Raw genomic sequence first — 22,739 nt, forward strand, 5'->3', positions numbered from 1 at the left:
ACGAAGATGGAAGCCCTCCGGGCCATGAAACGACGCCTGGCGCGCGTCGTGTTCAACCACCTGCACACCAACACGATCACCGCGTCCGGCGCTGCTTCGCCGGTCGCGGCTTGACATAGGAGCAACCATGGGTCTGTTCAACCACAACACCGGTGACGCCGGTTCCCGCACCGAGCCCGCACCGACGGTCGTCAGGACCGAGGACGAGTGGCGGGCCCAGCTGAGCCCGGCCGAGTACCAGGTGCTCCGCGAGGCGGGCACCGAGCGACCGTTCACCGGCGAGTACACCGACACGAAGACGACCGGCGTCTACCGCTGCCGGGCGTGCGGGGCGGAGCTGTTCCGCAGCGACTCGAAGTTCGAGTCGCACTGCGGGTGGCCGTCGTTCTTCACGCCGCTGGCGGGCGAGGCGGTGATCGAGCGCACCGACTCCAGCATGGGCATGACGCGCACCGAGGTGCTGTGCGCGTCATGCCACGGCCACCTCGGGCACGTGTTCGCCGGGGAGGGCTACGGCACCCCGACGGACCTGCGCTACTGCATCAACTCGGTCTCGCTCACCCTCGAGCCGGCTACCGAGTGAGGCTCGCCGAGCGAGAATCCGACACCGGGTGAGTGAGCGGCCGGGCCCGCGGGCCCGGCCGCTCACCGCTGCTCAGGGAAGCGAGGCGACCAGGTCGCCGACCTCGACCCGCGGGCCGGTGTAGAACGGGACCTCCACCCGCACGTGCCGGCGGGCCTCGGTGCCGCGCAGGTGCCGCATGAGATCGACGATCCGGTGCAGCTCGTCGGCCTCGAAGGCGAGGATCCACTCGTAGTCGCCCAGCGCGAAGGCGGGCACGGTGTTCGCCCGGACGTCCGGATAGTCCCGGGCCTCCTTGCCGTGGTCGGCCAGCATCGTGCGGCGCTCGGCGTCGGGCAGCAGGTACCACTCGTAGGACCGGACGAACGGGTACACGCACACGTAGCGCTTCGGCTCCTCACCGGCCATGAACGCCGGCACGTGGCTCTTGTTGAACTCGGCCGGCCGGTGCAGCGCGGTCTGGCTCCAGACCGGCACCGACGACCGCCCGAGCGCGGTGCTGCGGCGCAGGTCGGAGTACGCGGCCTGCAGCGACTCGATCTCCGAGGCGTGCCACCAGATCATGTAGTCGGCGTCGTGCCGGACGCCGGTGAGGTCGTAGACGCCGCGCACCACGACGTCCTTGTTCGCCAGCGAGTCCAGGTACTCGGTGGCCTCCCGCGCGGCCTCGGCGCGGTCCGTGCCGAGCCGCCCCGGCTCGACCCGGAACACCGACCACATGGTGTAACGGATGGTGTCGTTGATGGCGTGGACGTCGACGCGGGCCATGCCCCGGATCCTACGCCGCGGATGAGGTCACCCTCACCGAGCGGTGCTCACCCGCGGGCGGGCAGCGCCACGCCGGCCGCCAGCCGGTCCGCGGCCGCCCGCGCGGTGCCCACGCAGGCCGGCACCCCGACCCCGTGCAGCATCGCCCCGGCGATCGCCAGCCCCGGGACTCCGGCGACGGCGTCCTCCAGCGTGGCCACGGTCGCGTCGTGCCCGACGCCGTACTGCGGCAGCCCACCGCCCCAGCGCTGCACGACCGACGCCACCGGCTCGGCGGCGATCCCGTCCAGCTCGCGCAGGTCGGCGCGCACCCGGGCGACGAGCTCGGCGTCGTCGACCTGCAGGCTCGCCTCCTCGCCGAACCGGCCGACCGACGCGCGGATCCGCACCAGGCCGTCCGCGCCGAGGTGTGCCCACTTGGTCGACGCGTGCGTCACGCCTTTGGCCGAGAGCGGCTCGTCGGCGGCGATCAGGCATCCGCTGGTTCCCGGCATGTCCGCGACGTCGGCCGCCCGGTACGCCAGCCCGACGACCGCCGAGGACGCCAGGTCGATCCGGCCCGCGGCCGCCGACGCCGCCGGGACGACCGGCTCCAGCAACCGCCGGGCCGCCGGCGCGGGGACGGCGAGCACGACGGCGTCCACGTCGAGCGCCTCGGGCCGTGAGGCCGGTCCGAGCTCCAGGCGCCAGCCCCCGGTGTCCCGAGGGGCACCCTCGTCTCCGCGGGGGCCCCGAAGGTGCCCCTCGGAGCCGTTCCCGGCGGCGGGGCCGCGGGCGGCGGAGCGGCGGTGCAGGGACCGGACGGTGACGCCGGTGCGCACCGTCGCCCCGCCGGCGGCCGCCAGCGCCGCGATCAGCTCCCGGTACCCGCCGCGGACGGCGCCGAACACCGGCCCGGCCAGCGTTCCGGCCCGCTGCCCGCTCTCGGCCATCCCGGCGCCCGCGGCCTCGGTCAGCGACCCGGCGCCGGCATCCAGCGCGGCGGCCAGCGCGGGCGCTGTGGCGCGCAGCCCGAGCGCGTCGACCCGGCCGGCGTACACCCCACCGAGCAACGGGTCGGCGACCCGGTCGACGATCTCCGGTCCGAACCGCTCGCGCAGCAACGCGCCGAGCGCGACGTCGGAGCCCGGTTCCCAGGTCAGCGGCCGGGACGGCTCGGCGGCCACCCGGGCGAGGTCGCCCGGGGAGAGCACCCCGTCCAGCGCGGCGTCGGGACCGGGGACGCCCATGAGCGTCCCGCGGGGCAGCCCGACCGTGCGCCCACCGGCCCGGATCGTCGCGGTGGCCGCGGTGGGGTGGGTCAGGGCGTCCGACCGGCCGAGCTCGCTGAGCAGGTCGGTGAACTCGGGGCGGCGGACCAGGAACGCCTCGGCGCCGACGTCGAACGGCGTCCCGGCCAGGTCGACCGTGTGCAGCACGCCGCCGAGCCGGTCCCGCTGCTCGAGCACCACGATCTCCGCGGACGGGCCGAGCCGCGTCCGCAGCCGGTGCGTCGCGGCCAGCCCGGAGATCCCGCCGCCGACGACGGCGACCCTGGGCACCGGCGTCATCCGAGCGGCTGGCGGTGGACCGTCTCGACGGTCCGGGTGATCACATCCGGGTCGGTCTCCGGGAGCACGCCGTGCCCGAGGTTGAACACGTGCCCCGGGCAGCGGGTGCCCTCGGCGGCGATCCGGGTCACCTCGGCGTCGACCGCGTCCTGGCCGGCGAACAGCACGGCCGGATCCAGGTTGCCCTGCACCGGCACCGCGCCGCCGGACCGCCGCGCCGCGACGTCCAGCGGGGTCCGCCAGTCGACGCCGATCACGTCCGCGCCGGCCTCGGTCATCGCGCCGTACAGCTCGGCGGTGCCGACCCCGAAGTGGATCCGCGGGATCCCGGCGTCCGCCAGCGATCCCAGCACGGTGGCCGAGTGCGGCAGCACGAACTCGCGGTAGTCCCGCTCGGACAGCGCGCCCGCCCACGAGTCGAACAGCTGGACGGCGTCCGCCCCGGCCTCGACCTGGCGGCGCAGGAAGGTGCCGGTCAGCTCGGCCAGGTGGGCCATGAGCGTGTGCCAGACCGCCGGCTCGGAGCGCATCAGCGCCTTGGTCTTCTCGTGGTTGCGGCTCGGGCCGCCCTCGATCAGGTAGGACGCGAGCGTGAACGGCGCCCCGGCGAAACCGATCAGCGGGGTCTCCCCCAGCTCGGGCAGCAGCAGGCCGATCGCCTGCGCCACCCGGTCGGCCTGCTCGGGGGCCAGTTCGGGCAGCGCCTCGACATCGGCCGCGGTGCGGACCGGCTGGTCCAGCACCGGGCCGGTCCCCGGGACGATGTCGACCCCGACCCCGGCCAGGTACAGCGGCACCACGATGTCGGAGAACAGGATCGCCGCGTCCACCCCGTGCCTGCGCACCGGCTGCAGGGTGATCTCGCAGGTCAGGTCCGGGGTCAGGCAGGCCTCGAGCATCGCGTTGCCCTCCCGCAGCGCGCGGTACTCGGGCAGCGAGCGCCCGGCCTGGCGCATGAACCACACCGGCAGCCGGGACGGACGGCGGCCGTGCACGGCGTCCAGGAACGGGGAGCCGGTGAGGTCACGGCGCGCCGGCGGGGCGGCGGAACGACCGGAGAGGGTGCCTGCTGTCATGACCGCGCCATCCTCCCACGAGCGCCGGGCACCGCGCGCGGGCGCCCGGCGCGCCTGACCGGCCGGGCCCGGGCGGCCGCCTAGAGTTCCCCGCCGTGCCGGACCCGATCCCCCCACCACCGCTGTTCCGCCGGGCAGTGGACTCGCTCTCCGCCCCGGCGCCGCGACCGGAGCTCGTGGTGCGCCCGCTGGAGGCGCCGCCGCGGCTGGCCCCGTTCAGCTGGGCGACCAGCGTGGAGGCCGACATCGTGCACCGCGGCGACGGCACCGACGACCTGGACGAGCCGGACACCTCCGGTCGGCTGATCCTGCTGCACGACCCGGAGGGCCAGGACCGGTGGCAGGGCACCTTCCGGCTGGTGTGCTTCGTGCAGGCCCGCCTGGAGCCCGAGCAGCTCGGCGACGACATGCTCCCCCGGATCGGGTGGTCCTGGCTGACCGACGCGCTCGAGCAGGCCGGCGCCGGGTTCACCGCGCTGGGCGGCACCGTCACCCAGACGTCGTCGGTGCGGTTCGGCGGGCTGCAGGAGGGGGCCGGATCGGAGGACCCCCGGGAGGACGACGTCGAGCTGCGGGCCTCCTGGACGCCTACGGAGAGCGACGCCGACCTGTCCCGACACGCCGTGGCGTTCGGCTCCCTGGTCGCGACCGCAGCGGGACTGCCGCCCATCGGCGCAGTACCCTTGAGTCGGTCGCCGAGCTGATTACCGCAGGTCAGCAGCACGCACCTGAGAACGATCACCCATCTGAGTGGGACCGCACCCACACACGTGTAACTTCTGCGGTCAGAAGTTCGAATGCACACGCGACGTTAGGCCGCATGGAGGGATACCATCTCCCTCATGGCACCCACCCGGGCGGCCGAGCGCCACTCTCCGTCCCTCGGGTTCCGGTGTTGGTCGGGGGCTGACGACCGACTCCAGGAAGGTTGACGACGTGGCTGTACTTGGCCAGCAAGCGCCCGCGCAGGGCCCCGGCGGTAATGCCGCCGGTAGCGCTCCGATCGGCGGGGCGGTGCTCTCTCCGGGAGTCGTTCCGCACCCCCGGGAAGAGCTGTTCACGGTGCTCGTCGTGGACGACCACCCGCTGCTGCGTGAAGCGATCGCCGGACGGCTCCGTTCGATGGGCGCCGGCACCGTGCACGAGGCCGCCTCGGTCACCGAGGCCCGGGCGCGTGCGCACCAGGCCGGTCCCTGCGACCTGGCCATCCTCGATCTGACCCTGCCGGACGGCAGCGGCCTGGACCTGGTCAGCGAGCTCCGCTCGCTGGGCTGGAACCGGCTGGTGGTGCTGGCGTCCTCGGACGACCCGTATGCCGTCCGGTCCGCCTTCCAGGCGGGCGCGCAGGCGTACCTGCTGAAGTCCGCCTCGCCGTCGGTCGTGACCGACGGGGTCAAGCGGGTGCTGGACGGCGGCGTCTACGCCGACCCGACGGTCGCCCCGCTGCTGGCCACAGGTTCTCGCGTGCCCGGTACCGACAACACCCCGCGCGAGCTGTCGGCACGCGAGGTCGAGGTGCTGCAGCTGGTCGCCGACGGCCAGTCGAACAAGGAGATCGGTGAGGCGCTGAACCTCTCGGCGCTGACCGTGAAGAGCCACCTCTCCCGGATCGGGCGCAAGCTCGGGACGGGGGACCGCGCCCAGATGGTGGCGCTGGCGATGCGCGCGGGAGTCATTCGCTGAATCAGGGAGCGGGAGTGACCGGCGGTACGGAGACCCGGCCGTCCGGTTCCGCATCCCCGGACACGGGTTCGACGGGCGCAGTACCCGATCCGGTGGCGCTGCTCCGGCCGGCCGACGGTCTCCCCCCGGTGACCGCCTCCGCGGAGGCGCTCGCCGGGGTCGCCGCGGCGATGGCCGCGGGCACCGGCCCGGTCGCGGTGGACGCCGAGCGCGCCTCCGGGTTCCGCTACTCGCAGCGCGCCTACCTGGTGCAGCTGCGACGCGCGGGAGCGGGCTCCGCGCTCGTCGACCCGATCCCGCTGGCCGGTGCCCTGGAACCGCTGGCCACCGCGCTGGGCGAGCCGGAGTGGGTGCTGCACGCCGCCTCCCAGGATCTGCCCTGCCTGGACGAGCTGGGCCTGCGCCCGGCGTCGCTGTTCGACACCGAGCTCGCCGGCCGGCTGGCCGGGCTCCCCCGGGTGGGCCTGGGACCGATGGTGGAGAACCTGCTCGGGCTGTCCCTGGAGAAGGGGCACGGCGCGGCCGACTGGTCCCGCCGGCCGCTGCCCGAGGACTGGCTGGTCTACGCCGCACTGGACGTCGAGGTGCTGATCGAGCTGCGGGACGTGCTGTCCGGGATGCTCGACGAGCAGGGCAAGCTCGAGTGGGCCCGCCAGGAGTTCGAGGCCGTCCGCACCGCCGGGCCGCCCGCACAGCGGGCCGAGCCGTGGCGGCGTACCTCCGGCATCCACAAGGTGCGCAAGCCCCGCCCGCTGGCCGCGGTCCGCGAGCTGTGGCAGGCCCGCGACTCGCTCGCCGCGGAACGCGACGTCGCGCCCGGCCGGGTGCTGCCGGACGCCGCGATCGTGGACGCCGCGGTCCGCAACCCCGACTCCGCACAGGCGCTCGCCGGGCTAGCGGTGTTCCGCGGCCGCTCGCAACGACGGCTGGCCCGCTACTGGTTCGACGCCCTGCGCCGGGCCGCCGCGCTGGCCGACGACGAGCTGCCGCACAGCTCCGCCGCGACCGACGGGCCGCCGCCGGTGTCCCGCTGGGCCGACCGGCAGCCGGACGCCGCCGCCCGGCTCACCGCGGCCCGCGCGGCGCTGGCCGCGGTCTCCGAGTCGCACGACGTCCCGGTGGAGAACCTGCTGCAGCCCGACCTGCTGCGCCGGCTCTGCTGGACCCCGCCCGCCGACGGCGACACGGCCGGGGCGCTGGCCGCCGGCGGGGCCCGGCCGTGGCAGGTGGAGCTGCTGGGCCCGCTGCTGGACGAGGCGCTGCACCCGCGCGAGACCTGATCCCGGCCCCCGCACCCGCCCGGGACCGGCCGGCCGCGGCCCGCCCTGCCGAAGTGCAACTCAGCGCGGGTCGATCGTCGCCGAACGCTGCGCCGCGTCCCGTCGGGGATCCGGCTCGTCGGTCCGTGCGAGCGCCGGGAGCAGGACCCGCACCTCGAGCCCGCCGCCCGGGACCGCTGCCCCCTCGACCCGCCCGCCGTGCGCTGTGGCGACGGCGCGCACGATCGACAACCCCAGGCCCGACCCGCGAGTGTGCGCGGTCCGCGCCACCGGGCCCCGCCGGAACGGCTCGAACAGCTCGGCCACCTGCTCGTCCGCCAGCTCTGGTCCGGACGAGGCCACCCGCAGCGTCACCCCGCCGGCGTCCGGCCCGGACCCGCACGCGGCGCAGCCGGTCTCGATCCAGCCGCCGTCCCGGTTGTGGCGCACGGCGTTCTCCAGCAGGTTCGCCACCAGCCGGCGCAGCAGGACCTCGTCACCCCGGGTCGGGGCGGGCCGGGGGTCGGTCCGGACGGTGAGCAGTCGGGCGGTGGCGTCGCCTGCGACCTCCTCGAGCTCGGCTGCGAGCACCGCGGCGAGATCCACCGGTGCCCGGTCGGCCTCGGGCAGCGGGCCGGTGGCCTCGGTCCGGGCCAGCAGCAGCAGGCCGGTCACCAGCTCGTCGCAGCGGCGCCCGGCGTCCCGCACGACCTCGGCCATCCGGCGCAGCTCGTCGGCGTCGGCGTCCGGGTCCTGCAGGGTCACGTCGATCTCGGTCCGCAGTACCGCCAGCGGCGTCCGCAGCTCGTGCCCGGCGTTGGCGACGAACCGGCGCTGGGCGTCGAACGCGGCCTGCAGCCGGTCGAGCATCGCGTCGAACGCCGCGGCCAGCTCGGCCACCTCGCCGCGGGCCGCGGCCAGCTCGAGCCGGGAGTCCAGCGAGCGGGCGGACAGCCGGGACGCGGTGTCCACCACCCGGGACAGCGGCTCGAGCACCCGCCCGACCAGCACCCACGCGGTCACCGCCCCGGCCACGACGACCAGTGGGAACGCGATCAGCCCGGCGCGCAGCACGTCGTCGCGGGCGGAGGCCGCGATCGCGTCCCGGGCGGTCTCGGCCTGCACCGCGACCCCGTTCACCTCGACGGTGCCCGGCAGCGCCGGCGTCCCGGCGACGGCCGCACCGACCAGCACCCAGCCCAGCCACAGCAGCAGCGCCGAGACCACCGCCACCAGCGCGGTGGCCAGCAGCGTCAGGCGCGGCCGGAGGCCGGACACGGGCTCACCCCGCGACGGCGCCGGACGCCGCACCGGCCGCGGGCACCCGGTACCCGGCCCCGACCACGGTGTCGATCATCCCGGGCTCGCCGAGCTTCTTGCGCAGGGTCATCACGGTGACCCGGACGGTCGTGGTGAAGGGGTCGGCGTTCTCGTCCCACACCCGCTCCAGGAGCTCCTCGGACGACACCACGGCACCGCCCGCGGCGAGCAGCACCTCCAGTACCCCGAACTCCTTGCGGGTCAGCTCCACCGGGGCCCCGGAGCGGCGCACCGTGCGCCGGGCCGGGTCCAGCACGAGGTCCCCGGCGGCGAGCGTCGGCGGGACGGCGGGGGTGGCCCGGCGGCCCAGCGCGCGGACCCGGGCGACCAGCTCGGGGAAGTCGAACGGCTTGGCCAGGTAGTCGTCGGCGCCCCGGGACAGGCCCTCGACCTTGTCGGCGAGCGTGTCACTGGCGGTGAGCATCAGCACCCGGGTGGTGCCGCCCGCGGCGACCAGCTCGTCGCACAGCTCGTCACCGCTGCGGCCGGGCAGGTCCCGGTCCAGCACCGCCACGTCGTAGCGGGTCACCGAGAGCTTCTCCGAACCGTCGTCGCCGTCGTAGGCGATGTCGACGGCCATCCCGTCCCGGCGCAGCCCGCGCGCGACGGCGTCGGCCATCGCCGGCTCGTCCTCGACCACGATCACCCGCATCAGGACTCCCGGAGCGCCTCGCCGGCCCGGTCGAACGACGGGACGGTGCTGATCATCCGCCCGCCCTCACCCGCGGCCGCCCACTCGGTGACCCGCCGGGCCACGTCCTGCTCGGTGAGGCCGGTGGCGGCCAGCACGTCGTCCCGGCTGCCGTGCTCCAGGTACTCCTGCGGCAGCGCGAGGTCGCGCTGGCGGACGTCCAGGTCGGCGTCCCGCAGCGCGTCGGACAGCGCCGAGCCGAACCCGCCGTGGGTGCCGCAGTCGGACACGGTGACCACGAGCTGGTGGTCCGCGGCCAGGGTGAGCAGCTCGCGGGGCACCGGCAGCACCCAGCGCGGGTCCACCACCGTGACGTCGACGCCCTGGTCGGCGAGCCGCCGGGCGACCGCCACCCCGAGCTGCCCGAACACGCCCACGCAGACCAGCAGCACCTGGGCCCGGCCGTCGGCCGGCTCGTGCAGCACGTCCACCCCCGCCGGGCCGTCCAGCCGGCGGGCCGCGGGCACGGACCCGACCACGGCGCCCTTCGGGTAGCGCAGCGCCGTCGGACCGTCGGTGACCGCCACGGCCTCCCGGAACTCCTCGCGCAGGGTGCCCTCGTCCCGCGGGGCGGCGACCTGCATGCCGGGCACGATCCCGAGCAGCGACAGGTCCCACATGCCGTTGTGCGAGGGGCCGTCGCTGCCGGTGACACCGGACCGGTCGAGCATCAGGGTGACCCGCTCGCGGTGCAGCCCCACGTCCATCAACAGCTGGTCGAAGCCGCGGTTGAGGAACGTCGAGTACAGCGCCACGACCGGGTGCCGCCCGGCCCGGGACAGCCCGGCCGCGGTGGCCAGGGCGTGCTGCTCGGCGATCCCGACGTCGATGATCCGGTCCGGGTGCGCGGCGGCGAACGGGGCGAGCCCGGTCGGGCCGAGCATCGCCGCGGTGATCGCGACGACGTCGCCGCGCCGGGAGCCCAGCTCGACGATCTCGGACGAGAACACGTCGGTCCAGCCGGTCTTCGGCGTCCCGGTCGGCTCGCCGGTGTCCGGGTCGAACGGCCCCGGACCGTGCATCTGCTCGGCCTCGTCGTTCTCGGCCGGCGGGTAGCCGTGGCCCTTGTGCGTCACCGCGTGCACGATCACCGGCCCGCCGAACCGCTTCGCCCGCCGCAGCGCCGACTCGACCTGGGCGATGTCGTGCCCGTCCACCGGTCCGAAGTACTTCAGGCCCAGGTCGGAGAACAGCTCCTGCGGGCTGACCGCGTCCTTGACGCCCGCCTTGATCGCGTGCAGGCCCGCGTACAGCGCGGGCCCGACGACGGGCGTGCCGCGCACGGTCTTCTTGCCGGCCTCCAGCACCCGCTCGTAGCCGGGTTGCAGCCGCAGCGACGCCAGCCGGTCGGCCAGCCCACCGATCGTCGGCGAGTAGGACCGGCCGTTGTCGTTGACGACGATCACGACGTTGCGGTCGCACCCGGCGGCGATGTTGTTCAGCGCCTCCCAGGCCATCCCGCCGGTCAGCGCACCGTCACCGATCACGGCGACGACGTGCCGGTCCCGGCCGGTCAGCTCGTTCGCCCGGGCGATGCCGTCGGCCCAGGACAGCGACGACGACGCGTGGCTGGACTCCACGTGGTCGTGCTCGCTCTCGGTCCGGCTCGGGTAGCCGGACAGCCCGCTGGTCTTCTTCAGCCGGTCCCAGCCCTCCTGCCGACCGGTCAGCAGCTTGTGCACGTACGCCTGGTGCCCGGTGTCCCAGACCAGGGTGTCCTGCGGGGACTCGAACACCCGGTGCAGGGCGATCGTCAGCTCGACCACGCCCAGGTTCGGCCCCAGGTGACCACCGGTGCGGGACACCGCTTTGATCAGGAAACCGCGGATCTCGGCCGCCAGCGCCGTCAGCTCCTCGGTACCGAGCCGGCGGAGGTCGGCCGGCCGCCGGATCTCGGCCAGCCCCCGGGTCGTCATCACGTGCTGCCTCCTCGCCGCCGCCCCACGCCCGCACGGGGACCCGCGCGGGCGGACCGGCATCGACTCGTCGGCCCCACTCTACGGAGCACTGCGCGGGCGGACCCGGCGGCAAGCACCGGGCGCGGCGGACGGCACCCGTCACCCGGACGGGGCCGCCGCCGCGTTCCGCACGTGATCGATTCCACACGACCGTCGTCACCAACCCCAGTTACGCATTCCACTCCCCTTTCCGAGATCGCTCCGAACTCCTCACGGATGGCTTTCCGCGCCTCGCGGCGTTCATTCACCAGCCCCAGTTGCGCACGACGACCCCTCCTCTCGATCACCAGGTCGATCACCGTTACCCGACGGTACGGCGACCGGGCCGACGCAATTCGCCGACGGCTCCACTGCCTCTCCGGCCGACTTTCTCCGGCCAGCCGGGAAAGCATCACCCGACCGTCACCGGAGAACAATCGGGGATTCACCATTGCGGACGCAACCATCACTCGTTCCGCCGCGCACGACCACCCGGTGTGACCAGATCATGTCGCCGAGCAGGTCGGGATCCGGCTGCGACGGCGGATCGATCACCGTGCGCGACGACGGACGTTAGGATCGGCGCCGACGCGGCGGTCCCGACCGGAGGGAGGGGAGATGGCGGCAGCGCTCCCGGTCCCGTTCCACCGGGTCTCCCGCTGGCCGGTCTGGTCGATCCCGCCGCGGCTGCTGGGGGCCGTCCTGGCGGTGGAGCTGCTCGCGCTGTGCCTGATCGTCGCGGGCGCGCTGAACCCGCCCCCGCTCGACCACCGGACGCTGGTCCTGCTGATCACCCTGGTCGTGGCGGGGGTGGCGCACACCGAGATCGTCTCCGGGGTCGAGCGGGTGCGCCGCTACACCGCCGAGACCCACCACGTGAACCTGACCTCGGTCTGGACGTTCTCCTCGGCGCTGCTGCTCCCGCCGGTACTCGGCGCGCTGGTGGTGGTGATCGTCTACACCCACCTCTACGTCCGGGTGCTGCGGCCGGTCCCGCCGCCGGACCGCCGCCCGGTGTTCCGCGAGGTCTTCAACGCGGCCACGGTCGTCCTGGCCGTGCACGCCGCCGCCGGGATGCTCGCCGCGACCCGGCCCGGCGAGCTCTACGGCACGCTGCCCGGCACCGTCGCGCTGGCGCTGGCGCTGCTCACCTACACCGTGGTGAACACCTGCCTGGTGCTCGGCGTGGTCGCGATGGCCAGCCCGGACACCCGGATCCTGCGGGTCCTGTTCACCGGCGACGAGGTCGTCCTGGAGCTGGCCACACTCTGCCTGGGTGCGCTCACCGCCGGGGCGCTGGCCGCCACCGGCCCGCTCGTGGCGTCGCTGGCGGTGCCGCCGATCCTGGCCCTGCACCGCACGATCCTGGTCCGTCAGCTGCGCGAGCGGGCGGACACCGACGCCAAGACCGGCCTGCTCAACCACGCCGCCTGGCACCTGCGGGGATCGCACGCGCTGCAGGACGCCGAGCGCGAGCGGCGGCCGGCCGCGCTGCTGATCCTGGACCTGGACCACTTCAAGGAGATCAACGACACACACGGCCACCTCTACGGCGACCAGGTGCTGGCCGCGACCGCCCGGGTGTTGCGCGAGGAGCTGCGCGACCACGACCTGGTCGGCCGGTTCGGCGGTGAGGAGTTCGTGGTGCTGCTCCCCCGGCTGTCCGGGCACGACGGTCACGACGAGGTCCGGCAGATCGCCGAGCGGCTGCGCCGGCGGGTCTCCGGGTCCCCCTCCGCCGCACGGGGCGCGGTGGACGGGCCCCCGGACGGGCTGTACCGCGGCGGGCTGGGGATCACGGTCTCGATCGGCGGGGCGGTGTTCCCGGCCGACAGCACGGCGATGACCGGCCTGCTCGAGGTGGCCGACGCCGCCCTCTACGACGCGAAGCGGGCCGGCCGGGACACCGTCCGGGTCGGCCGACGGTTCCCGGTCCCCGAACAGGCCCCGGGGCAGGTCCCCGACCAGCACTGACGGCCCGGCGCGGGGGCCGGCTCAGTCCGCCTGGGACCGGTCGCCGTCCAGCGTCCCGGCGTCGCCGCCGAGCCGCACCCGGTTGCGCCCCGCCCGTTTCGCCTCGTAGAGGGCGTAGTCGGCGACCTGCATCAGGTCGTCGAGCGTCTCGCCGTCCAGCCCCTGCAGCGCGGCGCCGACCGAGATACTGAGGTCGCCGATCGTCGTCGACGGGCCGGCGCCGGCGGGGTCGGGATGCACCGCGAGCGCGCGCACCCGGCGCCGGATCCGCTCGGCCGCGGCGTGCGCCTGCGCACGGCCCTCGAGTCCGCGCGGCAGGCCTGCCAGCAGCACCACGAACTCCTCGCCGCCGAACCGGCCGACCGCGTCGCCGTCCCGGACCTCGGCGAGCAGGCTGCCCGAGACCGCGGCCAGCACCTCGTCGCCGGCCAGGTGGCCGTAGCCGTCGTTGACCGCCTTGAAGTGGTCCAGGTCCAGGATCAGCACCCCGACGGACCCGCGTTGCCGCCGCGCCCGGACCGTCGCCCGGTGCGCCCGGCCGCGCCAGGCGGCGGCGGTGAGCAGGCCGGTCTTGGCGTCGGTGTTCGCCCGCTCCTCCAGCTGACGGATGAGCACGGCCCGGTGCAACACCAGCAGTGGCGGCAGCACCAGCAGCACCAGCAGCGGCTCCCGGGTCGCGGCGAGCGCGGCCAGGACCGCCAGGCAGAGCGTCGCCCCCTCCAGCACGTGGTCGTCGAGGTCGCCGAGCACCTCCCGCAGCGCGAACCGGCGCCCCGCACCGAGTGCCAGCGCCAGCGCCACCAGCACCTGGTTGACCAGCACGTAGCCGGCCATCGCCGCGAGCAGGACGGCGATGCCGGCCAGGGTCCCGACCGCTCCGCCCCCCGGCACGGCCGCGATCCGCCCCGCGGGCAGCAGCGCTGCGGCGGCCGTGGCCGCCAGCACGACCGTCGCGGTGGTGTAGACGTGCCGGTAGAGCGCGGCCCCGGCCGGCCGCCAGACCCGCCACCAAAGGTGGACGTAGATCCCGGCCACCACCAGCCCGGCCAGCGGTCCCGGCAGCAGCAACGCCGCGGCGAAGGTCCAGACGCTGGACAGGTCGAAGTAGGAGCTGTGCGCCACCCGGCGCCGGACCCGCTCGATGCCGGTCGCCAGCTCGGTGTGCAGCACGCCCAGCGCGACCAGCCCGGCCGCGCCGAGTGCGGCCGTGCCGGTGGCACGGGTCGCGGGCAGCAGGACCAGCCCGACGGCCACCAGGGTCACCGCCGCGGTCTCCACGACCAGCAGCAGGACCAGCAGCGGGCCGGGCAGACCCCGGATCGGCCAGTCCCGGGCGCCCCCGGGGCTCCTCCGTGACGCCCTCACCACACCGGCCCCCCAGCAGCCGCGCACCACCCGGAGAGCCGGACGGATCGGACGAAACCCTGCAGAGATGTCACCCGAACGGGTACACTGAACCACGAAATGTCGCGGAGAGTGACGGTCGGGTACGGTCCGGCCACCCGTGCGCGACCACCGGCACGTCCCGGTCGACGAACCGGACGGCGCGGCCGCAGCGTCGCGCGGATCACGACAGGAGGTGACGACGTGCGCAACCGCGGCTGGTGACCCCCACCCATCCCGGCATCCTGCACGGTTCCCGCAGGCCCCGTCATCCGGCCGCCTCCGCCGCGGCGCCGGACCGGCCGAGCCGGGACACCCCGAAGGCGAGCACCACCCCGGCCGCCCCGGCGATCCCGAGCGCCGTGGCGGGCTCGGACCACTGCGCCAACAGCCCGCCGAGCAGCACCGCGACTCCCTGGGTGGCGACCAGCCCGGAGGCGGCCACCCCGGTCGCGCCGCCCCGCACGCCGGTCGGCGTCGCCAGGGCGAACCCGGACTGGGCCAGCACCAGGCAGGCCGTCGCGCAGGCCCCGGACACCGCCCAGAGCGCGGCCGCCGACCACAGCCCGGGCGCCAGCGGGGTCAGCGTGAGCGGCACCGCCGCACCGAGCGCCATCGGCAGGAGCCAGCGGTCACGGTCCCGGTACCGGGCAGGCACGGCGACGGCGCACACCGCCGCACCGACCACGCTGCCCGCCGGGTCGGCCGCCATCAGCAGGCCGGTCGCCGCCGGGCCGGCGTCGATCGTCACCGCGTAGGCGGCCGCGAGCGCCTCGGGCAGCACGAAGATGCCGGCCAGCCAGGCCGCCGCGGCGAGGTAGCGGCGGCGCGGGTGACGCAGCACGACGGCCAGCGCGGAGGGCACCGCGCCGGCGCGGGACCGCCACGACCGGCGGGCCGGGTTCCCGGACGTCCCGGAGGTACCGACCGCGCAGGCCGCCCGCAGCCCGGCCCGCACCACCAGCGCGGAGACCGCGAAGGTCGCCGCGTCGATCAGCAGCGCCCCGGTCGGCGTGACCGCGGCGACCAGCAGCCCCCCGCCACCGAACCCGGCCACCTGCGCGAGCTGGGTCGAGACCTGGCGCAGTGCGATGCCGCGGGCCAGCAGGTCCGCCGGCAACAGGTCCGGCAGCACCGCCGACCGGGCGGCCGCGTGCGGTCCGCCGAGCAGCACCGCCGGCACCAGCAGCGCGCAGATCAGCGACAGCCCCACGCCGGGCAGCGCCATCAGCGCGACCAGCCCGGCGCGGACCAGGTCGGTGGTCACCAGCACGGTGCGGCGCGGGAACCGGTCGGCCAGGTGCCCCAGCAGCAACCCGCCGAGCAGCGCAGGCAGGAACGTCAGCGCGTAGACCGCGGCCGAGCCGGCGACCGACCCGGTGCGGTCGAGCACCAGCACGGTGAGCGCGACCCGGGTGGCCTGGTCCCCCGCGACCGAGAGCACCTCGGCGCACCACACGGCGCGGAAGTCCCGGTGCCGGGCCAGCGCGCGCAGCCCGGCGCCGGGGCCACGACCGGCGTCCGCCGGACGTCCCCTGCCGCTGGTGGCCCTCGGGTACAACGGTTCCCTTCGACGTCACCGCCGGATCGGCCGTCACGACGGGCGGCACCGGAGCGCCGGCTCCGACCACCGGGGCCTCGTCGAGCCTATGTATACGTCGAGTCCTCCGTCAGGCCGGGCGTCGCAGCGCACCGGCGGACGGCACGCCGACGGCGACGAACGGCACGGTCAGGACCCCAGCAGGTCCGCGACGTGCCCGATCTCGTTCACGGTCCGCGGCTTGCGCATCCCGTCCCGCGCGCACACCACCCGGGTGAGGCCGACGTAGTCCAGCGGGAACGGCAGCGACCGGTCGATGCCGAGCACGGCCGCCAGGTAGGCGTTGAGCACCCCGGCGTGCGCGACCACCACGGCCGTCGACCGCCCGGGGTGCGCGGCGACGATCTCCTCCAGCGCGCTCCGCACCCGCCCGGTGAATGCCTCCGCATCGACATGCACCGGCAGGTGCCCGGCCCGCATCCGGGCGAAGGTCTCCGGATCGGCCTGCGCCATCTGCCCGATCGGGACGTACTCGGCCCGCTCGGCGTCGTACTCCCGCAGGTCGGCCCGGGTGGTCGCGGCCAACCCGCGGGCGGCGGCCAGCGGGGCCGCGGTCTGCACGGCCCGGCGCATGGTGCTGGTGTAGAGGGCGTCGACCGGTTCCCCGGCCAGCGCGTCGACCAGCCGGGTGGCCTGGGCGTGCCCGTCGGCGGTGAGGCCCGGGTCGGCGTGCGCGGTGGACCCGTTGCCGTCCACCCGCTCGGGCAACGCGTGCCGGACCAGGATCAGCAGCACCGGCTCGGCCCGCTCAGCCGGGGACGTGCTCGCCGTGACCGGCGCCGCGCAGGGCCGCCCGCAGCGCGTCGGCGTGCCCGTCCTGCTCCGCGGCGTCGACCTCGGTCGCGGCGTTGGCGAAGTCGAAGGCCCGCATGTCGTGCGCCGGGAACACGTGCACGTGCAGGTGCGGGACCTCGAACCCGGCGACCATCAGCCCGACCCGCGGTGGCGACCAGACCTCGCGCACGGCCAGGCCGACGGTCCGCGCGACCTGCATGAGGTGCGCGGTCAGCTCCGCGTCGGCGTCCACCCACTGGTCGATCTCGGCGCGCGGCACGACCAGCGTGTGTCCCGGCCCGAGCGGGTTGATCGAGAGGAACCCGACGCACTGCTCGTCGGACCACACGAACCGGCCCGGGATCTCGCCATCGATGATCTTCGTGAAGACGGTGCCCACGGCCGCGACCCTAGGGCATGGGGAGCGGCCGGGGTGGTTCGAACCTAGGCTGGACCCATGCCGCGCACGATCGCCACGAACACCTCCGTCGAGCGGGACGAGCTGCTGGAGTTCGTCCGCCCACGTCACAAGATGGTCCTGCTGACCACCCGTTCCGACGGCGGTGTGCAGGGCTCCCCGGTCACCGGCGGCGTCGACGACCGGGGCCGGATCATGATCTCGACCTACCCGGAGCGGGCCAAGTCCACGAACGTCGCGCGGGCCGGCCGGGCGTCGGTGGTCGTGCTGTCCGAGGAGTTCGACGGAGCCTGGGTCCAGGTCGACGGCGACGCCGAGCTGGTCACCCTGCCGGACGCGCTGGAGCCGCTGGTCGACTACTTCCGGGCGATCTCCGGCGAGCACCCGGACTGGGACGAGTACCGGCAGGCGATGAGCGACCAGGGCAAGGCGCTGATCCGGATCACCCCGACCCGCTGGAGCCCGATCGCGACCGGTGGCTTCCCCGCCCGGTTCGCCGACTCCTGAACCGGGCGGTCACCGGACCCTCGGTGAGGGCCGGCGCGGGCGGGCCGTGCCCGACTGGGAGGATCGACGGCTCCGCGGGCATCCCGCGGTACATGCGGCAACGGCGCCCGCCGGAGATAGGTTGAGCGCGCACGCGGCCGGTGGCCGGGTCGCGAGGAGAGGACAGTGAGCATGCAGCCCTGGCCCGGGCACGCGTACCCGCTGGGTGCCAGCTACGACGGCACCGGCACCAACTTCACGCTGTTCTCCGAGGTCGCCGAGCGGGTCGAGCTGTGCCTGTTCGATCCGGACCCGGACGCCCCGGACGGCCTGGCCGAGACCCGGGTGACGCTGAGCGAGGTCGACGGGTTCGTGCACCACGGCTACCTGCCGAACATCGAACCGGGCCAGCGCTACGGCTACCGGGTGCACGGGCCCTACGAGCCGGCCGAGGGCCTGCGGTGCAACCCGAACAAGCTGCTGACCGATCCCTACGCCAAGGCCCTGGACGGGCCGGTGGACTGGGACGAGGCCGTGTTCGGCTACCACTTCGGCGACGCCGACTCGCGCAACGACACCGACTCGGCGCCGTACGTGCCGAAGTCGGTGGTGGTGAACCCCTACTTCGACTGGGGCTCGGACCGCCCGCCGAAGATCCCGTACAACGAGACCGTCGTTTACGAGGCGCACGTGCGCGGGCTGACGGTCCGGCACCCGGACGTCGAGGAGGAGCTGCGCGGCACCTACTCCGGCGTCGCGCACCCGGCGATGATCGAGCACTACAAGCAGCTCGGCGTCACCGCGGTGGAGCTGATGCCGGTGCACGAGTTCGTGCAGGACCACCACCTGATCGACAAGGGCCTGTCGAACTACTGGGGCTACAACACGATCGGCTTCCTGGCCCCGTACCACGGCTACTCTTCCGGGGCGGTCCGCGCCGGGTCGCAGGTGCCGGAGTTCAAGGCGATGGTCCGCGAGCTGCACGCCGCGGGCATCGAGGTGATCCTCGACGTCGTCTACAACCACACCGCCGAGGGCTCGGACATGGGCCCGACGCTGTCCTTCCGCGGGATCGACAACCACGCCTACTACCGGCTGGTCGACGACGACCCCCGCTACTACATGGACTACACCGGCACCGGGAACTCGCTGAACGTCCGGAACCCGCACACCCTGCAGCTGATCATGGACTCGCTGCGGTACTGGGTGACCGAGATGCACGTCGACGGGTTCCGGTTCGACCTCGCCTCCACCCTGGCCCGCGAGTTCTACGACGTCGACCGGCTGTCCACGTTCTTCGACCTGGTCCAGCAGGATCCGGTGATCTCGCAGGTCAAGCTGATCGCCGAGCCGTGGGACGTCGGCCCGGGTGGCTACCAGGTCGGCAACTTCCCGCCGCTGTGGACCGAATGGAACGGCAAGTACCGGGACACCGTCCGGGACTTCTGGCGCGGCGAGGCCGGCACCCTGGGCGAGTTCGCGTCCCGGATCACCGGCAGCTCGGACCTCTACCAGGGCGACGGCCGGCGGCCGCTGGCCTCGATCAACTTCGTGACCGCGCACGACGGTTTCACCCTGGCCGACCTCGTCTCCTACAACGAGAAGCACAACGAGGCCAACGGCGAGGACGGCAACGACGGCGAGAGCCACAACCGGTCCTGGAACTGCGGCGTCGAGGGCACGACCGACGACGAGGCGGTGCTGGAGCTGCGGGCCCGCCAGCAGCGCAACTTCCTGGCCACCCTGCTGTTCTCGCAGGGCACCCCGATGCTCCTGCACGGCGACGAGATGGGTCGCACCCAGGGCGGCAACAACAACGTCTACTGCCAGGACAACGAGATCTCCTGGCTGGACTGGAAGCTCGCCGGCGAGCACGAGGACCTGACCGGCTTCACCGCGGGCGTCGCGGCGCTGCGGGCCGCCCACCCGGTGTTCCGGCGTCGCCGGTTCTTCGCCGGGCGTCCGATCGGGCGGCGCCGCAAGGACGCGCTCTCCGACATCGGCTGGTTCACCCCGGCCGGGCGCGAGATGACCGAGGAGGACTGGGACAACGACCTCGGCCGGGCCGTCGTGGTGTTCCTCAACGGCGAGGGCATCGCCGACGTCGACCAGCGCGGCCAGCGGATCACCGACGACTCGTTCCTGCTCTGTTTCAACTCCTACTGGGAGGACATCGACGCCACCCTGCCGCCGGAGGAGTTCGGGTCGGCGTGGGAGGTCGTCGTGGACACCCACTCGGGCCAGGTGCACCCGCCGAGTGCCGCCGGGCAGAACGGGGTCGAGCTCGATCCGGTGTCGGCCGGCTCGGTGCTCACCCTGCCCGCACGCTCCCTGCTCGTCCTGCGATCGAAGGGCTGACCCGCTCCCCGATGTCCACGCCGCCCGCACCGCGCACCCGTCTCCCCGGCTCCACCTACCGGCTGCAGCTCTCGGCCGACCGCACGTTCGCCGACGCGCAGGCGATCACCGGCTACCTGGACCGGCTCGGCATCGGCGCGCTGTACGCGTCGCCGCTGCTGGCGTCGGGCACCGGCTCGAACCACGGCTACGACGTCGTCGACCCGACCCGGATCTCGGCCGAGCGTGGCGGTGAGGACGGGCTGCGGGCCCTGCTCGGGACGTTGCGCGAGCACGGCCTGAACCTGCTGATCGACATCGTGCCGAACCACGTCGGCATCGCGCGGGCGGCGGAGAACCCGTGGTGGTGGGACGTCCTGACGCACGGCGAGGCGTCGGCGTACGCGCGGCACTTCGACATCGACTGGGGCGCCGGACGGCTGCTGCTGCCGGTGCTCGACGCCGACGAGGCGGGAGCGCTGGAGAAGCTCTCGGTCGTGGGTGACGAGCTCCACTACCACGAGCACCGTTTCCCGATGGCGCCCGGAACGGGCGAGGGCACCGCGCAGGAGGTGCACGACCGGCAGCACTACCGGCTGGTGTCGTGGCGGCGCGGCGCGGCCGAGCTGACCTACCGGCGGTTCTTCGACGTCTCCGACCTGGCCGCGGTGCGGGTCGAGGACCCGGAGGTCTTCGCCGACACGCACCGCACCGTGCTGGACCTGCTGCACGGCGACGACACGGTCGTCGGGCTGCGGGTGGACCATCCGGACGGCCTGGCCGACCCGGGCGGCTACCTGCGCCGGCTGCGCGCCGGGATCGGCGAGGACCGCTGGCTGCTGGTGGAGAAGATCCTCGGCAGTGTTGATGCTCGTTCCGCTGGCGCTCCTCTCGGCGGCGAGGACCTGCCCGCGTCCTGGCCGGTGGACGGCAGCACCGGCTACGACGCGCTGCGCGAGATCGGGGGCGTGTTCGTCGACCCGGACGGCGCCGGGCTGCTCACCCAGTTCGCCGCCGAGCACACCGGGCACAAGCCCTCCGCGCACGCCGTGGAGGACGACGGCCGGCACCTGGTGGCCCGGGAGGTCCTCCTCGCCGAGGTGCACCGGATCGCCGACGCCTTCCGGGCCGGTCCCGGCGCCGACGCCGTCGGGACCGGGGTCGAGCTGTCCGGCGTCACCGCCGAGGACCTGCACGACGCGGTCGCCGAGCTGCTCTGCGGGTTCCCGGTCTACCGCTCATACCTCACCCCGGACGCGCCGGAGGGCCGGGACTCGGCGGACACCGCGCTGTCGGTCGCCCGCACCCGCCGCCCGGACCTGGCCGCGGTGCTCACCGGGCTGCACGCCGCGCTGGTCAACGACCCGGCCTCGGAGTTCGCCACCCGGCTGCAGCAGACCTCCGGGATGGTGACGGCCAAGGGCGTCGAGGACACCGCCTTCTACCGGTACAACCGGTTCGTCGCGCTGAACGAGGTGGGCGGCGACCCGGCCCGGTTCGGTGTCTCCCCCGCCGCGTTCCATGCCGGGCTCGCGCACCGGGAGGCCGCCTGGCCCCGGACGATGACCACGCTGTCCACGCACGACACCAAGCGCTCGGAGGACGTGCGGGCCCGGCTCGCGGTGCTCGCCGAGCGCCCGGCCGACTGGACCGAGCGGGTACGCCGCTGGTCGGTGCGCCACCCGCTGCCGGACCGGTCGCTGGAGCTGCTGGCCTGGCAGACGCTGGTCGGTGCCTGGCCGATCTCCGCCGAGCGGCTGGCCGGCTACCTGGGCAAGGCCTCGAAGGAGGCCAAGCTGGTCACCAGCCACACCGCCGACCGCGCTGCCGTCGCCGAGATCGACGAGGCGGTCGCCGCCTGGCCGGCCGCGGTGCTCGCCGACCCCGAGCTGGTCGCCGAGATCGGGGCGTTCGTCGACGGGATCGCCGGCCCGGGCCGGTCGAACTCGCTGGGCCAGAAGCTGCTGCAGCTGGCCGGTCCGGGCGTGCCGGACATCTACCAGGGCACCGAGCTGTTCGAGTACTCGCTGGTCGACCCGGACAACCGGCGCCCGGTCGACATCGCCGAGCGGGACCGGCTGCTGGAGCGGATCGACGCCGGCCTGCAGCCCCCGGTGGACGCCGAGGGCGGCGCGAAGCTGCTGGTCACCGCCGCTGCGGCCCGGCTGCGCCGGTACCGCCCGGAGCTGTTCACCGGGTACCGGCCGCTGCCCGCCCAGGGCCCGGCCGCCGAGCACGCCGTGGCCTTCTCCCGGGGTGGTGGCGCGCTGGTCGCCGTGGCCACCCGGCTGCCGGAGGGCCTGGACCGGCGCGGCGGCTGGGCCGACACGGCGCTGCCGCTGCCCGACGGGGCCACCGACTGGCACGACATGATCGCGAACCGCCCGGTCGGCAGTGCTGCGCCGCGCCTGGCGGACCTCCTGGACCGCTGCCCCGTAGCCCTCCTGGTCCGCCCGACCTGACCCTCCCGCCCTTCCCTGCGTCAGGGCTCCACTGCGCGGGCGGGGATCACGTGGACGGCGGCCTCCTCGGCGGAGGCTCCGGCGCCGTCCACACCGGCGTCGCCCGCGGCCAGGGCCGCGGCGCCGCCGTCGACGGTGAGCCGGCCGGCTCTGGTGTCCCCCACCTCGTCGTCGCGCAGCTCGCCGTCGGTGCCGCGGGTGTCGCCGAGCCCGTCGTCGCCGTCGCCGTCGGGGTCGTCGTCGCCCCAGCTCTCCGGGAGCTCGTCGGCGAGGCGATCGGCGAGGGACTCGTGATCGCGGCAGTTCCACGGCCGCTCCGGCGGTGAGTAGCCCTCGTCGAGGACGTCGGTGACACCCCCGTACTCCAGGGTGTCCCCGGGCTGGAGCTGCGCGTATTGGTCGACGTCGTCGTCGGCATCCGAATCGCTCATCGGGGCA

The 22,739-nt window shown here is 74.6% G+C and carries 19 protein-coding genes; 8 read left to right on the forward strand and 11 right to left on the reverse strand.

Features of this window, described 5'->3' with window-relative positions:
- Positions 1 to 127 precede the first annotated feature (127 nt).
- Positions 128 to 583 (forward strand): peptide-methionine (R)-S-oxide reductase MsrB, encoded by a 456-nt coding sequence (gene msrB, locus ACLFMI_RS24765; RefSeq protein WP_410950359.1) that lies wholly within the window; start codon positions 128 to 130, stop codon positions 581 to 583.
- A gap of 72 nt (positions 584 to 655) precedes the next feature.
- Here the strand turns inward: msrB and hemQ are convergent, their stop codons facing one another.
- The 3 genes from hemQ to hemE are packed head-to-tail and all read right to left on the reverse strand — an operon-like array spanning position 656 to position 3,977.
- On the reverse strand, positions 656 to 1,351 hold the full coding sequence (gene hemQ, locus ACLFMI_RS24770; RefSeq protein WP_410950360.1) for a hydrogen peroxide-dependent heme synthase: 696 nt from the start codon (positions 1,349 to 1,351) through the stop codon (positions 656 to 658).
- A 47-nt stretch (positions 1,352 to 1,398) separates the two neighbouring features.
- Positions 1,399 to 2,901 (reverse strand): FAD-dependent oxidoreductase, encoded by a 1,503-nt coding sequence (locus ACLFMI_RS24775; RefSeq protein WP_410950361.1) that lies wholly within the window; start codon positions 2,899 to 2,901, stop codon positions 1,399 to 1,401.
- On the reverse strand, positions 2,898 to 3,977 hold the full coding sequence (gene hemE / locus ACLFMI_RS24780) for a uroporphyrinogen decarboxylase (protein WP_410950362.1): 1,080 nt from the start codon (positions 3,975 to 3,977) through the stop codon (positions 2,898 to 2,900). The genes ACLFMI_RS24775 and hemE overlap by 4 nt, the downstream gene beginning before the upstream one ends.
- 95 nt (positions 3,978 to 4,072) lie before the next feature.
- On the opposite strand from hemE, the gene ACLFMI_RS24785 reads away from it, so the two are divergent.
- The 3 genes from ACLFMI_RS24785 to ACLFMI_RS24795 all read left to right on the forward strand — a co-directional run bounded on the left by ACLFMI_RS24785 (position 4,073) and on the right by ACLFMI_RS24795 (position 6,940).
- Positions 4,073 to 4,681, forward strand: a complete 609-nt coding sequence (locus tag ACLFMI_RS24785; protein WP_410950363.1) for a DUF3000 domain-containing protein — start codon at positions 4,073 to 4,075, stop codon at positions 4,679 to 4,681.
- Between the two features lie 310 nt (positions 4,682 to 4,991).
- Positions 4,992 to 5,660 carry a LuxR C-terminal-related transcriptional regulator gene (locus ACLFMI_RS24790; RefSeq protein WP_410950364.1) on the forward strand — a complete coding sequence of 223 codons (669 nt, stop codon included), beginning with the start codon at positions 4,992 to 4,994 and terminating at the stop codon, positions 5,658 to 5,660.
- A 128-nt stretch (positions 5,661 to 5,788) separates the two neighbouring features.
- Positions 5,789 to 6,940: an HRDC domain-containing protein gene (locus ACLFMI_RS24795; RefSeq protein WP_410950365.1), complete on the forward strand. Its 1,152-nt coding sequence runs from the start codon at positions 5,789 to 5,791 to the stop codon at positions 6,938 to 6,940.
- 60 nt (positions 6,941 to 7,000) lie between these two features.
- Here the strand turns inward: ACLFMI_RS24795 and ACLFMI_RS24800 are convergent, their stop codons facing one another.
- The 3 genes from ACLFMI_RS24800 to dxs are packed head-to-tail and all read right to left on the reverse strand — an operon-like array spanning position 7,001 to position 10,846.
- A complete protein-coding gene (locus ACLFMI_RS24800) occupies positions 7,001 to 8,197 on the reverse strand; it encodes a sensor histidine kinase (RefSeq protein WP_410950366.1) in 1,197 nt (398 codons plus the stop codon).
- A 4-nt stretch (positions 8,198 to 8,201) separates the two neighbouring features.
- On the reverse strand, positions 8,202 to 8,891 hold the full coding sequence (locus ACLFMI_RS24805) for a response regulator transcription factor (RefSeq protein WP_410950367.1): 690 nt from the start codon (positions 8,889 to 8,891) through the stop codon (positions 8,202 to 8,204).
- Positions 8,891 to 10,846 carry a 1-deoxy-D-xylulose-5-phosphate synthase gene (dxs, locus tag ACLFMI_RS24810; RefSeq protein WP_410950368.1) on the reverse strand — a complete coding sequence of 652 codons (1,956 nt, stop codon included), beginning with the start codon at positions 10,844 to 10,846 and terminating at the stop codon, positions 8,891 to 8,893. Before dxs ends, ACLFMI_RS24805 begins: the two co-directional genes overlap by 1 nt.
- 639 nt (positions 10,847 to 11,485) lie before the next feature.
- On the opposite strand from dxs, the gene ACLFMI_RS24815 reads away from it, so the two are divergent.
- A complete protein-coding gene (locus ACLFMI_RS24815) occupies positions 11,486 to 12,841 on the forward strand; it encodes a GGDEF domain-containing protein (protein WP_410950369.1) in 1,356 nt (451 codons plus the stop codon).
- Positions 12,842 to 12,862: 21 nt separating this feature from the next.
- Here ACLFMI_RS24815 and ACLFMI_RS24820 read toward each other — a convergent pair whose 3' ends face one another.
- From ACLFMI_RS24820 to ACLFMI_RS24835, 4 genes are all read right to left on the reverse strand, one after another.
- Positions 12,863 to 14,206: a GGDEF domain-containing protein gene (locus ACLFMI_RS24820; protein ID WP_410950370.1), complete on the reverse strand. Its 1,344-nt coding sequence runs from the start codon at positions 14,204 to 14,206 to the stop codon at positions 12,863 to 12,865.
- A 286-nt stretch (positions 14,207 to 14,492) separates the two neighbouring features.
- Positions 14,493 to 15,785 carry an MFS transporter gene (locus tag ACLFMI_RS24825; protein WP_410950371.1) on the reverse strand — a complete coding sequence of 431 codons (1,293 nt, stop codon included), beginning with the start codon at positions 15,783 to 15,785 and terminating at the stop codon, positions 14,493 to 14,495.
- A 168-nt stretch (positions 15,786 to 15,953) separates the two neighbouring features.
- Positions 15,954 to 16,559, reverse strand: a complete 606-nt coding sequence (locus ACLFMI_RS24830; RefSeq protein ID WP_410950372.1) for a histidine phosphatase family protein — start codon at positions 16,557 to 16,559, stop codon at positions 15,954 to 15,956.
- Between the two features lie 13 nt (positions 16,560 to 16,572).
- Positions 16,573 to 16,998, reverse strand: a complete 426-nt coding sequence (locus tag ACLFMI_RS24835) for an HIT family protein (RefSeq protein ID WP_410950373.1) — start codon at positions 16,996 to 16,998, stop codon at positions 16,573 to 16,575.
- Between the two features lie 57 nt (positions 16,999 to 17,055).
- Between ACLFMI_RS24835 and ACLFMI_RS24840 the strand changes: the two genes are divergently transcribed.
- The 3 genes from ACLFMI_RS24840 (at position 17,056) to treY (ending at position 22,301) form a co-directional block, all read left to right on the forward strand.
- A complete protein-coding gene (locus ACLFMI_RS24840; protein WP_410950374.1) occupies positions 17,056 to 17,523 on the forward strand; it encodes a PPOX class F420-dependent oxidoreductase in 468 nt (155 codons plus the stop codon).
- Positions 17,524 to 17,694: 171 nt separating this feature from the next.
- On the forward strand, positions 17,695 to 19,860 hold the full coding sequence (gene glgX, locus ACLFMI_RS24845; protein ID WP_410950418.1) for a glycogen debranching protein GlgX: 2,166 nt from the start codon (positions 17,695 to 17,697) through the stop codon (positions 19,858 to 19,860).
- Positions 19,861 to 19,871: 11 nt separating this feature from the next.
- On the forward strand, positions 19,872 to 22,301 hold the full coding sequence (gene treY, locus ACLFMI_RS24850) for a malto-oligosyltrehalose synthase (protein WP_410950375.1): 2,430 nt from the start codon (positions 19,872 to 19,874) through the stop codon (positions 22,299 to 22,301).
- 20 nt (positions 22,302 to 22,321) lie between these two features.
- Here treY and ACLFMI_RS24855 read toward each other — a convergent pair whose 3' ends face one another.
- On the reverse strand, positions 22,322 to 22,732 hold the full coding sequence (locus ACLFMI_RS24855) for a DUF5709 domain-containing protein (protein WP_410950376.1): 411 nt from the start codon (positions 22,730 to 22,732) through the stop codon (positions 22,322 to 22,324).
- Positions 22,733 to 22,739: the final 7 nt, after the last annotated feature.

The sequence above is a fragment of the Pseudonocardia nantongensis genome (assembly GCF_046546495.1).
Classification (GTDB): Bacteria; Actinomycetota; Actinomycetes; order Mycobacteriales; family Pseudonocardiaceae; genus Pseudonocardia; species Pseudonocardia nantongensis.